Origin of the sequence: Flavobacterium humidisoli (assembly GCF_023272795.1) — a bacterium.
GTDB lineage: Bacteria > Bacteroidota > Bacteroidia > Flavobacteriales > Flavobacteriaceae > Flavobacterium > Flavobacterium humidisoli.
Genome location: NZ_CP096829.1, coordinates 998,848 through 1,011,933 on the forward strand (window position 1 = coordinate 998,848; position 13,086 = coordinate 1,011,933).

Genomic DNA, 13,086 nt, shown 5'->3' on the forward strand with positions numbered 1-13,086 from the left:
CTATCAGGCTGTAAAAGTTAAAATCATTATTTAATCTTAAAGTGATATAAATACATCTTATTGAGGCTATTAAAAACACATCCATAAAACATTTTTGCAAAAAATTTTAAAGCGAAAATTATGTCAATGGAACACAAATCATTTTTGTTTAATACATCAGCCTTCACAAAAGAATTATCAGAAATCATTCTTACTGCCGGAGAAACAGATAACGAAAAATTGCTAATTTCTTTTATAAACCAAAATTTAAACGATTTAAAGTCACCTTATTCAGGAGAAGAACTTACAGCTGAATGGATAGAAGAATTAGAAACCGAAGATATTCAAGAACTAGCAGATTTTGCAATGACAAAATATTATAATCCTGATGAAGAATTAGGGTTATCTTATAGCTGGGAATTATTATTAGAATCATTTGATGAATTAGACCTTAAGTTCAATAATGAATATTATATACTGGGCAAATCATTAGACTCCGAAAACTTTACTCTAGACCCAGGCAGAATGGGACTTGGTTTTATTGACTCTCAGCAAATTTCTAGCATTCATAAAGAACTAATAAGTTTAAAACAAAACTTCACAAATATCTTCGAGACTGAGAGCTTAGACAAAGAAGTTATACAAGCTTATGAAGAATTAATTGAGATTTACGAAGAAGCCAAAGAATCAAATTGTGGACTATTAATGACTTTTTGATTATTTAAGTTTTTAGACTTAGCAACATCTGGGATATATTATTTTCGCAAGTCTGCGACTTCGCTCAGGGCGATAATAGTTTAAAGTATTATACAAAAACTTAAATTACTTACATGATTTAAAAAAACTTTGCGAACTTTGCGATGGACCTTTGCTTCTTTAGGGTTAAAATACAAAAATCATGGAAACAGTTTTCATCAATTCGCCTCTCGGAATCACCAAAATCATTGGAGATGAAAACGGTATTTCGGTAATTTCTGTTTCTGATGTTGGAACAAATGAAGCTTCTAAGGAAATTCCAAAGGTTTTACAAGAAGCAGTTTCGCAATTAAATGAATATTTTACAGGTAAAAGAACCGATTTTGATCTTAAACTAAATCCGCAAGGAACCGAATTTCAGCAGAAAGTCTGGAAATCTCTTTTAGAAATTCCCTACGGAAAAACGGTTAGTTATATGGATCAGACCAAAAAACTGGGCGATGTAAAAGCAATTCGTGCTGTAGCATCGGCAAATGGTAAAAATCCGCTTTGGATTGTGGTTCCCTGTCACCGCGTTATTGGCACAAACGGGTCTTTAACTGGATATGCCGGCGGATTGTCACGCAAAAAATGGCTTTTGGAACATGAAAGCCCTTCTCAACAGCAAAGCTTGTTTTAGCGTTTTTTTATCGTAAGAATTTTACGCATATTTGTAAAAGTTTCAATATTAAAATCTAAAAATCTAACCATCTAATATCTAAGGAGTCTGGAAAATGATTGAAAAAATAAACCTCAATAACATTTTATTTCTTGATATAGAAACTGTTCCTGAAGAAGAAAATTTCAATTCGCTTGACGCGGAAATGCAATCGCTTTGGGATTTAAAAACACAATATCAACGAAAAGACGAATTCTCTCCAGAAGAATTTTACGAACGAGCCGGAATTTGGGCCGAGTTCGGAAAGATAATCTGTATTTCGGTTGGCTTTTTTACCATCAAAGGAGATGTTCGAAATTTTAGAGTAACTTCTTTTTTTGGTGAAGAAAAGAAAATCTTAAAAGATTTTTCGAATCTGATCAACAATCACTTTAATCAGCCTCAGCATTTGATGTGTGGACATAATTCAAAAGAATTTGATATTCCGTTTATTGCCCGAAGAATGATCATCAATCAAATGCCAATTCCCGACAAATTGAATTTGTTCGGTAAAAAACCTTGGGAAATTCCGCATCTGGATACTCTCGAATTATGGAAATTTGGCGATTATAAGCATTTTACTTCTTTAAAATTGCTAACCAAGATTCTGGGAGTTCCATCGCCAAAAGGCGATATTGACGGAAGCCAAGTTGCTCACGTCTATTACGTAGAAAAAGACATTGATCGAATTATTACATATTGCGAAAAAGATACCATTGCTGTTGCGCAGATATTTCTTCGCTTACGTCGAGAAGATTTACTGATTGAGGATGAGATTATTCATGTGTGATTTTTTTAGGCACAAAGACTCAAAGTAGCATAGATGCAACGGTTTGAAATTAAAATTTTATTTTTTTAAATGATTTATTCTGAGATTTCACATCATCGTCTTGTTTCACAGAAACTGTACAAAACAAGTGCCTTTTCACCACAAGAAATTGTACACCATTTGGGCGCTATGCAGGCTCAAGATTATGCTATGGCAAAATGGGCTGTTGGTTCTCGATGCCATGCTTCTGAAAAAGAAATAGAAGAAGCGGTAAATTCTGCAAAAATTATTAGAACACATATTCTTCGTCCAACCTGGCATTTTGTTTCTGCTGATGATATTTATTGGATGTTGGATCTTTCGGCTCCTCAGGTAAAACGTTTTACTGTCGCCGCTGCCAAAAAATATGGTTTTGATGCAAAAAAACTGGATCAGATTAATAGTTCTATCGAAAAATTATTAGCTGGAAATAATCATTTAACGCGAGATGAGATCATGCAAGAACTTAATATCAAAAAAAGTTCTAAAGAAGATTTCCTGAGCGCAGCCATTATGATGAATGCAGAATTGGATGGTTTGGTATGTAATGGAGAAATGAAAGGCAAGCAAATTACGTATGCTTTGCTTGAAGAAAGAGTTTTAAAACCTAAAACTAAATTGACCAAAGAAGAAGGTTTAGCCAAACTTGCTCTGCGCTATTTCGAAAGTCACGGTCCGGCCACAGCGCTTGATTTTTCTTGGTGGTCAGGTTTTCCACCGACAATTTGCCAAAAAACAATTAACGCAATAGAGTTGCAATTAAGCGGAGTTACCATTGATAATCAGCAATATTGGTTCAAAAAGCATCATTCCGATTTGGATAACTTTCGCGAAAGCGTACATTTTCTACCTGCATTTGATGAAATTCTTATTTCGTATAAAACGCGTGAAGCCTCTATCCTGCAAGAACATCAAACCTTAGCTTTTACCAATAATGGCATTTTTAAACCTATTATTCTTGAGAACGGAAGAGTAATTGGAACTTGGAAACGGACTATTAAAAAAGATCACGCCAAAATAGAAACGAAGTTTTTTAATGAAACGGAGAGTTCGAAAAAAGCGATTTTATTTGAAGGAATTAAAACTTTCGAAAATTACTTAGAAACAAAAATTGTTATTGAATAAAGCTTTTTATTTTGCTCCGCTGGAGCTTTTTATCTTTGCCATCCTCTTTCTATAAACATTTCGTCTTGATGAGGCTTCTTTACTTCCATTGTGATGACATCACAATAAAATCTTTATGCTTATTATTGCTAAATAATTACATTTACAAAAAATTACAATTATGGTATTAAGCAGATTTTGGTTAGCGATTTTTATTTCTTCGATTGTTTTTATTGTAGTCAGTTTGTTTACTGCCAACACGTATACTATTGATTCTATTTTAAATGGAAAAAAAGACGATCCTGTTTTAGTTTCTGAAAAATACGTCGAAGAACTTCCTGCTTTCTTAAAAGACAGCATTAAAAAAGCGCCAGATCAGACCATGATTATCAATCGTGATATGCTAAATGCTGACACTACTTACGTTTACAAAAACAAAACCGTAAAAATTTACAGCGGACTTCAAAAATCGGATGGTTTATTGCCAACGTGTAAAAGCACTTTGGTTGATTTAATTTTGCCTCTTATTGCTTATTTAGCTTTTTTCTGTGGTTTGATGGAACTTTTAATCGTTTCTGGAGCTTCAGGAAAATTAGCCAAAGCTTTGAGTCCGGTTTTTGTGAAAGTTTTCCCTAGTATTCCTAAAAATCACCCTTCGATATCCTACATGACTTTGAATTTTGCTGCCAATTTCTTAGGATTAGATTCGGCGGCAACGCCATTCGGATTGAAAGCCATGGAAAGTTTACAGGAAATAAATCCCGAAAAAGACAAAGCGAGTGATGCGCAAATCATGTTTATGTGCCTTCATGCTTCTGGTTTAACTTTAATTGCAACTTCAATTATTGGTTATCGTGCTGCGGCAAACGCAAGTAATCCTGCCGATGTTATGCTGCCTTGCATTATAACTTCATTTATCGGAACCATTGCGGCTTTCCTAATTGTTGGAATCAAACAAAAAATTAATTTTAGAAGTGCTTCGCTTCTTATTGGTTTGATGGTTCTGATTGCCGCAATTGTAAGTTTGCTGATGTATGTGAATCATTTGGACTTAATTGGAAAAAACTATTTTACATCTAATCTTTCTGGATTAATCTTAATTGCCATTATTGCATTTACCTTGATTTTCTCATTTATACATGAAAAGAAATTCAAAGATGCAGAAACCACTGTTTTCGACACTTTTGTAGTTGGCGCCAATAATGGAGTTAAAACTGGAGTTACGATTTTCCCTTATGTTTTAGGAATGCTGGTTGCAATCTCGCTATTCAGAAACAGCGGTTTATTCGAAATTATCAGCGATGCAATTGGGTTTGTTTTTTCGAATCTAGGGGTAAGCAAAGAAATTACTAATGCATTGCCAGTTGCCATGCTTCGTCCATTTAGTTCTGCAGGTTCAAGAGGTTTTCTAATTGATTCGATGAATACCTTTGGAGCCGATTCTTTAACGGCAAGATTAAGCAGTATTTTCCAATGCAGTGCCGAGAGTACTTTCTACGTAATTGCGGTTTATTTTGGATCGGTAAACATCAAAAACACTCGTTATGCTTTGGGTACAATGCTTTTGGTGGATTTAATCTGTGTAATTACAGCCATTTTTGTAGCGACTTGGTTTTTTTAAAAAAAATTGAAAATATTTTTTCTCCTCAAAAAAACACTCTAAATACCTTTATTACAAACAATAAAGACTAATTAATTAAAGTTTTAAAAGAAGCCTTGAAAGTAATTAAACTTATTTTTCATGTGCTTCTTTTTCTTTTTTCTAAAAAAAAATCTCATAATTTTATACTTTAGAGGTTTCGCTAGAATTTAAAAAACAATTAAAATATCTCCCCAAAGATGAAAATCCACACTCTTTTTTTCTCCTTGCTTATTTTTATCGGATGTCAAAAAACAAAACCTACAGATGCTGCGCCACCTATAGCGGAAATCATTGAACCACAAGAGACATTAGAGGTTTCTGCCGACGAAAAGATCATTAAAACCGATACGGTAGCCATTTACACTGACGGAACAGAATCTTCGACAGATTTTATACTAGCGCATTTGGTAGATCAGCAGGCAGACCAAGACAGTATTGTTACTGTAAAATACCGATTAGACTTTTATCAGAATAAAGCCAAAACCGCATCTTCTAAGATTGCAATAAAAGGCTTTCAAAAAGGTTCTGAATGGACCGCTTCTTACGGATTAACATCTGAAACTTCTAAAAATTCTCCATTCGTACAAATCACCGTTGGATTTCCTGCTTGTGGTTATTCACACGACAACTATCTTTATTATTTAAAAAACAACGGACTTCAATTGGTACACCAATGGAGCTCTATGACTGACAGTGGCTGGGGAAGCTGGGTTGAAATAGCAAACCCTTCTAACAATTCTGACCCAAAATCTTTTTATTGCAAAACTGTTGCATTTATACCTGCAGACGAAGATGAAAACATGGATATGGGAATCCTTAAGCACTCAGACTCCATATCTTTTGAATTAAAAGACAATAAATGGAAAAAGATGTTACTGTCTGCCAAAGACAAACCGTACTTTGAAAAAAAGATGACGTTTGATCAATTTAACACTTCAGAGTAAAAAACATCTGCACAAGAGTTCTAATTCAAATTCTTTCTTAGGTAAATAATTTCTAAATTTGTAAAAAAACAAAACAATGATCGATTTTATATACCAAGATCCTTATCCGATCTTAAAGGATGATACGCAGTACCGCAAAATCACTTCTGATTTTGTGAAAGTAGAACAATTTGGAGAGCGTGAAGTTTTAACCGTTGACCCAAAAGGTTTAGAATTATTGGCTGAAGAAGCATTGACAGATGTTTCGTTTATGTTGAGAACAACGCATTTACAGAAACTAAGAAAAATTTTAGACGATCCAGAAGCAACAGACAATGATCGTTTTGTTGCTTACAACTTGCTTCAAAATGCATCTGTCGCTGCTGAAGGTCAGTTGCCAAGCTGTCAAGATACTGGAACTGCGATTGTAATGGCTAAAAAAGGCGAAAGCATTTTTACTGGTGTTGATGATGCAGAGTGGTTAAGCCGTGGTATTTTTAATACGTATCAAAAAAGAAACTTACGCTATTCTCAGATTGTTCCGATTTCGATGTTTGAAGAGAAAAATTCAGGATCAAATCTTCCGGCACAAATTGATATTTATGCTAAAAAAGGAACTTCTTACGACTTTTTGTTCATGGCGAAAGGTGGAGGATCTGCAAACAAAACATACTTATACCAACAAACAAAGTCTTTGCTGAATGAAAAATCATTGGACGAATTCATTCGCACAAAAATCAAAGATTTAGGAACTTCTGCTTGTCCTCCGTACCATTTAGCTTTGGTAATTGGCGGAACTTCTGCTGAAGCAAACTTAAGCGCTGTTAAAAAAGCTTCTGCCGGATATTATGATCATCTTCCAACTTCTGGAAACATGGCGGGTCAAGCTTTCCGTGATTTTGAATGGGAAGAAAGAGTTCAGAAAATATGCCAAGAAAGTGCTATTGGAGCGCAATTTGGAGGAAAATATTTCACGCACGACGTACGTGTAATTCGTTTGCCTCGTCACGCAGCTTCTTGTCCTGTCGGACTTGGAGTTTCTTGCTCGGCAGATAGAAATATCAAAGGAAAAATCACTAAAGACGGAATCTTTGTTGAGCAGTTAGAAGTAAACCCAAAGCAATTTTTACCAGAAACAGCTCCACATTTAGAAGCTCCTGTAGAAATAGATTTAGATCAGCCAATGGCAGATATTTTGGCAAAATTATCTCAATATCCAGTTAAGACTCGTTTAAAACTAAACGGAACTGTAATTGTTGCCAGAGATATTGCTCACGCAAAAATCAAAGAATTATTAGACGCTGGAAAACCAATGCCTGATTATTTCAAAAATCACCCAGTATATTACGCTGGTCCTGCAAAAACTCCAGACGGAATGGCTTCAGGAAGTTTCGGACCAACAACTGCTGGACGTATGGACGTTTATGTGGATGAATTCCAGAAAAATGGTGGAAGTATGATTATGCTGGCTAAAGGAAACCGTACCAAACAAGTTACTGATGCCTGCAACAAATATGGCGGATTCTATTTAGGTTCTATCGGAGGTCCAGCTGCTATTTTAGCTCAAGATAATATCTTAAAAGTAGAAGTGGTTGACTTTGAAGAATTAGGAATGGAAGCTGTTCGTAAAATCACTGTTAAAGATTTCCCTGCGTTCATTATTACAGATGATAAAGGAAATGATTTCTTTGCTAATTTATAATATTCAGCTACAAAGGCACTAAAACGCAAAGTTTTTTATAAAAATAAAGCCATCCTATACGGGTGGCTTATTTTTTTATCTTCTTTAAAAAATATCTGAGCGTCTTTGTGCCTTTGTGGCAATTTAAAAAACCTAAGCGCTTATGTCCTGTTTTTCGAAGGCTATGAAATGAGATATTTCGCCTTTCAGGTTATAAACTGGCGAGGCATCGATTTTGCATTTATAGGTTTGACCGTTTTTTCTATAATTCTCGAGGGTTTTGGCAAAGGGAATCTTCTTTTTTACCGCATCTCTAATTTCCTTTAAATCCTTTTGTGAAGTTGCTGGGCCTTGAAACATCTTAGGGGTTTTTCCTAAGACTTCTTCTTCTTTGTAACCCGTCATTTTTTTTATTCCGCTTGACGCGAAAACTATTTTCAAATCTAAATCGGTTATTAAAACCACTTCGTTTTTGATTCTTTCCTGAATATTGAGCATCGTTTCGTCCCAGGTAAATTCATCTGAGATTTTATTTACCCTTTTCAAATCAACACTAAACGCTTTTAGCTCATTCAAATATTCATAATGAAAATCCCAAGAAAGAATTGGAACTGAATTTCGCTGTAACGGATCTTCGGAATTTTTATTTTTCATACAAAAATAATTCACAAGACAGATAAATCTTTTTACTCAAAGATAACAGAAAAATCCTGTTATATAAAGTCTTGAATCTTAATATACGATTAAAAAACATCACTAAAATGTAAATTTTAACTGAACTGCGACCGCTTTTTTCACTTCGTTATTCAAATTGCTCAACGAAATTCCGAGCAATCGTACCGAATCTTTCATTTTTTCCTGATACAATAATTCCTCAACGTTTTCCATAATCAGATTTTTATCAGAAATAAAATAAGGCAGTGTTTTACTTCTGGTCTGTTGCGAAAAATCACTGTATTTGATTTTGAGAGTGATTGTTTTTCCAGAAATGTTATGCCTTTGAAGACGTTTTTCTAGCGAAGTTGCAATACGCTCCAACTGCTGCATCATAAAAATCTCCGAAGACAGATTCACATCAAAAGTATGTTCTGCAGCCACAGATTTGGTAATTCGTGACGATTTTACTTCGCTATTATGAATGCCTCGAACCACATGATAATAAAATGTTCCCGATTTTCCGAAGTGCTTTTCTAAAAACTCTAGAGATTTACTTTTCAAATCGGTTCCAGTAAAAATCCCCAGCTGATACATTTTTTCTGTAGTCACTTTTCCAACTCCGTAAAATTTACGAATGGGAAGATCTTCCAAAAAAGTTTCTACTTCGTCCGGATTTACCGTTTTTTGTCCGTTTGGTTTATTATAATCGCTGGCAATTTTAGCCACAAATTTATTAATCGAAATTCCAGCCGAAGCCGTCAACCCTACTTCATTAAAAATTCTTTGCCTAATTTCCTGTGCCAAAAGGCTTGCACTGGGATTTCCTTTTTTGTTTTTGGTAACGTCCAAATACGCTTCGTCCAGCGAAAGAGGTTCAACCAAATCGGTATAATCATGAAAAATTTTATGAATTTTAGATGAAATCTCTTTGTAACGGTCAAATCTCGGACGCACAAAAATAATTTCTGGGCAGTATTTTTTGGCTAAAACCCCGCTAAGGGCACTCCGAACACCAAACTTTCTGGCTTCATAACTTGCAGCCGAAACTACACCGCGGTTTTCAGAACCTCCAACTGCAACTGGTTTTCCTCTTAATTCTGGATTGTCCATCTGTTCTACCGATGCGTAAAATGCATCCATATCAATATGGATAATTTTGCGATATGTTGGTGTTTCAGACATTCTGCAAATTTACTGAGGAAAACAATAAAAAAGTATTGTAAGTAGTTATAAATCATATCAATTTTTAAAGAATCTGAATTCAATGAGTTCAAACCAATTATTCTTTCTATTTTTGTTCTTCTACTCGAAAAATTAAATAATGCGAACATTTGTTATAGGTGACATTCATGGCGGATTACTTGCACTTGAACAAGTACTAGAGAGAGCCAACGTTACTACAGAAGATACTCTAATTTTTTTGGGCGATTATGTTGACGGCTGGAGTCAGTCTGTTGAAGTAATCGACTATTTGATTGATTTAAAAAGCAAACAAAACTGCATCTGTATACGAGGAAATCACGATCAGCTGGCTTTGGACTGGCTGGAAAACAGACATGATGATTTTGACGAAGAAATGTGGTACAAACATGGCGGAAAAGCTACCGTTGAAGGTTATGCTAAAATTTCTGCAGAAAAAAAGAAAACGCATATCGAATTTCTAGAAAATCTACAGGATTTTTATCTTGACGACCAGAATCGATTGTTTGTTCATGCTGGCTTCACTAATTTAAATGGTGTAAAATGGGAATATTTTTCTAAGCTATTTTATTGGGACAGAACCCTTTGGGAAACAGCACTTTCATTAGACCCTAAATTAAAAGAAGACGATTTACACTATCCAAAAAGATTTACCGTTTATAAGGAAGTTTATATTGGTCACACACCCGTTACCCGAATTGGAGAAACGGTTCCTGTCAACAGAGCTTGTGTCTGGAATGTAGATACGGGCGCAGCATTTAGAGGTCCGCTTACTATCTTAGATGTTGACACAAAGGAATACTGGCAAAGTGAACCATTAAACGAACTCTATTTTAACGAAAAAGGTAGGAATTAATTTATTTAAATTTTACATTTGCTACCCAAATAATTAATATTAAATTTTTATGAAAAAGGTTATTACACTTGTATTTTTAGTGACATTCGGATTTGTTAATGCTCAAGAAGCTTTTAAAGGAAAGGGAGATATTAAAGTAAACGTAGGAGCTAATTTACAAGATGGTGGTTCTGGAATTCAAGGTTCTGTTGATTTTGGTTTAGGAGAAAATTTCTCTTTTGGTTTTGTTGCTAACTACATACTAGGATTTGATAATTTTAACGGTTTTTACCACGGTAGCACAAATCCTTACTATGATGCCGAACCAGATTTCTCAGATCGTTTTGATGCAAAAGCAAGAATCAATGCTAACTTATCTAGTGTAATTGGCGTAAAAGAATTAGACGTTTACCCTGGACTAAGCTTAGGTTTACATAATTTCGGAGCTCACGTTGGAGGCCGTTATTTCTTCACTGATGGATTTGGTGTTTTCACAGAAATTGGATTCCCAATTGCAAAATATGGTTCAAACAATGATCCTTTTTATCATTTGAATAATCAAGCGACTTTTAGTTTAGGAGCTTCATTTAACTTATAAGTTTTTTTTGGCCGCGAAGGCGCTAAGACACAAAGTTTTTTTTAAAGTAAAACCGCCCATAAGGCGGTTTTTGTTTTTTATTTATATGGTATTAGTCTAGCGAACTTTTTAAATTTTGGAATTAAATCATTTAATGTAATTTCTTCTCTTTCGTCTAAATCATCTTCTATTAAAAACTCTGAAAGGTTTTTTTTTCTGTGTGGAAACAATAAAGAAAACGGCTGAGCATCTACTTCTGAAGTCATTCTTAAAAATGAAGACAGCAAGTAAGAGAAAATCAAGACCCTAAAAAAAACAAAGATTTTTCTAACTCCTTTACTTAAACCGTGCTTTTTGTTTTCTCTAATCGCCTTAATAGTAAAATAAAATAATTGGAACACCGCAACCAATATAATAATATACGCTATACTATTTCTATCAATTAAAAACATTAAAAGCGCAATAAAAATAGAAGCAATAATATTTGCCATAAACAAATAACTCCCCCATTTTATATCAATTTCAAATTTTTCCAAATCTAGTTTTTTAAGGCTCAAATGTAAATAAAAGATTACTTATAATTCATCTTCAAAAAAATAAAAAAACCGCCAAATAGCGGTTTATATAAAAAACTTTGTGTCTTAGCGCCTTCGTGGCCAAAAAAACTTAAACAATCATTTCAGGAATTTCACCTTCTATAATCAAATCAGCTTCGGTTGAGGCGACGATGTGCTCGACTGAGACACCTGGCGCGCGTTCTAAGAGCTTAAAACCTTTTTCGGTCACTTCGAGTACTGCAAGCTCGGTTACAACCTTTTTAACGCATCCTACGCCTGTTAATGGCAAAGTGCATTTTTTTAAGATTTTTGATTCTCCTGCTTTGTTTACGTGCATCATGGCAACGATAATGTTTTCGGCTGAAGCCACCAAATCCATTGCGCCTCCCATTCCTTTTACCATTTTCCCTGGAATCTTCCAATTGGCAATGTCTCCGTTTTCAGAAACCTCCATTGCCCCTAGAATTGTCAAATCTACTTTTTGACTACGAATCATTCCAAAACTGAAAGCCGAATCAAAGAAACTCGCACCTGGAAGCGTTGTTATGGTTTGTTTTCCTGCATTGATAACATCTGCATCTTCTTCGCCTTCAAAAGGAAAAGGTCCCATTCCAAGAACACCATTTTCACTTTGAAATTCCACCGCAATGTCTTCACGAACATAATTCGCAACAAGAGTTGGAATCCCAATTCCAAGATTTACGAAATAACGGTCTTTTACCTCTTTTGCAATTCGTTTTGCTATATCTTCTTTACTAAGTGCCATAGTTTTAATGTGTCAATTTGTGAATTTGCCAATTAGATAATGCTGAACTAAATTATCTAATTGACACATTGTCTAATTATATCAATTATTAAAATAACTCCAGACTGCTTTTGTTATATCTGCAATTATCTTTTCTGTATCTTCTCTTTTTTCTGTAATATCTTTCAAATAAACCGATAGAATAAAATGCTTACCGTTTGGAAGCTTTACAATTCCAATGTCATTCATTGCAACTCTCAAATTAGCATCGTTTGTTCCAGAAATTCCAGTTCTGTGTGCTAATTCAGTATTTTCAGGAAGTCCGGCTTTCATCCAAGTAAGTCCTCTTGAGGTTTCAACCATTATTTGATACAAATACTTTGTTGTTTCTTCTTTTAAAACTTCACCTTTAAAAAACTTTTCAAGCAATTCTGTTGTAGCCAATGCAGTAGTGGTATTGATATAAAGATTTTTCCACGTCTTCATTTGATCCTCGTTCACTTTAATAACGAAATCCTTGATTCCCTGATCATTTATAAATTTTTGAATATATCTTGTACCTCCAACCAAATTAATCAAAATGTCGCATCCGTTATTATCACTATGTGAAACCGTGTAACGGAGAATTTTATCTAAATTCAAATTTACATTTCCTTCAGGATAATTTTCTTTCATCGGACTCCAGGTATCTTCCTTTAAATCTTTCTTTTTTATAAAGATTTCCTGCGAAAGATTGAGCTTGCCTTCATCAACTTTATGCAAAACCGCCAAAGCAATATGAAATTTAAATACGCTCATCATTGGCATTTTTAAATTTCCATTAATACTCAAAGTATCCTTATTTTCAACACCTTTCATAGAAACACCTACAGTAGCACTTTTACTTGAAATGATTTGTTGCAATTGATTTCTAAGTTCATTTGTACCCTGAGAAAAAACCTGAAACGATAAGAAGGAAAAAAGAACTATAAAAAACTTATTCATA

Annotated in this window: 14 protein-coding genes; 9 read left to right on the forward strand and 5 right to left on the reverse strand. The window is 34.4% G+C overall.

The genetic code is table 11. The features are described from left to right. Nucleotides 1-126: 126 nt before the first annotated feature. The 7 genes from M0M44_RS04635 to M0M44_RS04665 all read left to right on the forward strand — a co-directional run bounded on the left by M0M44_RS04635 (nucleotide 127) and on the right by M0M44_RS04665 (nucleotide 7,551). A complete protein-coding gene (locus M0M44_RS04635; RefSeq protein ID WP_248728715.1) occupies nucleotides 127-696 on the forward strand; it encodes a hypothetical protein in 570 nt (189 codons plus the stop codon). A gap of 181 nt (nucleotides 697-877) precedes the next feature. Further along, on the forward strand, nucleotides 878-1,354 hold the full coding sequence (locus M0M44_RS04640) for a methylated-DNA--[protein]-cysteine S-methyltransferase (protein WP_248728716.1): 477 nt from the start codon (nucleotides 878-880) through the stop codon (nucleotides 1,352-1,354). A 94-nt stretch (nucleotides 1,355-1,448) separates the two neighbouring features. Beyond that, entirely contained in the window at nucleotides 1,449-2,162 is a 714-nt protein-coding gene (locus M0M44_RS04645) for a 3'-5' exonuclease (protein WP_248728717.1), read from the forward strand. A gap of 69 nt (nucleotides 2,163-2,231) precedes the next feature. Further along, on the forward strand, nucleotides 2,232-3,305 hold the full coding sequence (locus tag M0M44_RS04650) for a winged helix DNA-binding domain-containing protein (protein ID WP_248728718.1): 1,074 nt from the start codon (nucleotides 2,232-2,234) through the stop codon (nucleotides 3,303-3,305). A 160-nt stretch (nucleotides 3,306-3,465) separates the two neighbouring features. Further along, the gene (locus tag M0M44_RS04655; RefSeq protein ID WP_248728719.1) at nucleotides 3,466-4,905 is read left to right on the forward strand and encodes a nucleoside recognition domain-containing protein; all 1,440 of its coding nucleotides are present in this window, start codon (nucleotides 3,466-3,468) and stop codon (nucleotides 4,903-4,905) included. A gap of 218 nt (nucleotides 4,906-5,123) precedes the next feature. Then, a complete protein-coding gene (locus M0M44_RS04660) occupies nucleotides 5,124-5,870 on the forward strand; it encodes a hypothetical protein (RefSeq protein ID WP_248728720.1) in 747 nt (248 codons plus the stop codon). A gap of 76 nt (nucleotides 5,871-5,946) precedes the next feature. After that, entirely contained in the window at nucleotides 5,947-7,551 is a 1,605-nt protein-coding gene (locus M0M44_RS04665) for a fumarate hydratase (protein ID WP_248728721.1), read from the forward strand. A gap of 132 nt (nucleotides 7,552-7,683) precedes the next feature. Here the strand turns inward: M0M44_RS04665 and M0M44_RS04670 are convergent, their stop codons facing one another. Together M0M44_RS04670 and dinB are read right to left on the reverse strand one after the other, a co-directional pair. After that, nucleotides 7,684-8,184 (reverse strand): PAS domain-containing protein, encoded by a 501-nt coding sequence (locus tag M0M44_RS04670; RefSeq protein ID WP_248728722.1) that lies wholly within the window; start codon nucleotides 8,182-8,184, stop codon nucleotides 7,684-7,686. Between the two features lie 102 nt (nucleotides 8,185-8,286). Continuing rightward, nucleotides 8,287-9,369, reverse strand: a complete 1,083-nt coding sequence (gene dinB, locus M0M44_RS04675) for a DNA polymerase IV (protein WP_248728723.1) — start codon at nucleotides 9,367-9,369, stop codon at nucleotides 8,287-8,289. A 139-nt stretch (nucleotides 9,370-9,508) separates the two neighbouring features. On the opposite strand from dinB, the gene M0M44_RS04680 reads away from it, so the two are divergent. Both M0M44_RS04680 and M0M44_RS04685 read left to right on the forward strand, forming a co-directional pair. After that, complete coding sequence (locus M0M44_RS04680; RefSeq protein WP_248728724.1) at nucleotides 9,509-10,243, forward strand: metallophosphoesterase family protein; 735 nt, start codon at nucleotides 9,509-9,511, stop codon at nucleotides 10,241-10,243. A 49-nt stretch (nucleotides 10,244-10,292) separates the two neighbouring features. Then, nucleotides 10,293-10,820, forward strand: coding sequence for a DUF6646 family protein (locus M0M44_RS04685; RefSeq protein ID WP_248728725.1), 528 nt, complete (start codon nucleotides 10,293-10,295; stop codon nucleotides 10,818-10,820). Between the two features lie 77 nt (nucleotides 10,821-10,897). Here M0M44_RS04685 and M0M44_RS04690 read toward each other — a convergent pair whose 3' ends face one another. The 3 genes from M0M44_RS04690 to bla all read right to left on the reverse strand — a co-directional run bounded on the left by M0M44_RS04690 (nucleotide 10,898) and on the right by bla (nucleotide 13,085). Then, the gene (locus tag M0M44_RS04690; protein ID WP_248728726.1) at nucleotides 10,898-11,335 is read right to left on the reverse strand and encodes a hypothetical protein; all 438 of its coding nucleotides are present in this window, start codon (nucleotides 11,333-11,335) and stop codon (nucleotides 10,898-10,900) included. A gap of 130 nt (nucleotides 11,336-11,465) precedes the next feature. Further along, nucleotides 11,466-12,122: a 3-oxoacid CoA-transferase subunit B gene (locus M0M44_RS04695; protein ID WP_248728727.1), complete on the reverse strand. Its 657-nt coding sequence runs from the start codon at nucleotides 12,120-12,122 to the stop codon at nucleotides 11,466-11,468. 81 nt (nucleotides 12,123-12,203) lie between these two features. Further along, entirely contained in the window at nucleotides 12,204-13,085 is an 882-nt protein-coding gene (gene bla, locus M0M44_RS04700; protein WP_248728728.1) for a class A beta-lactamase, subclass A2, read from the reverse strand. Nucleotide 13,086: the final 1 nt, after the last annotated feature.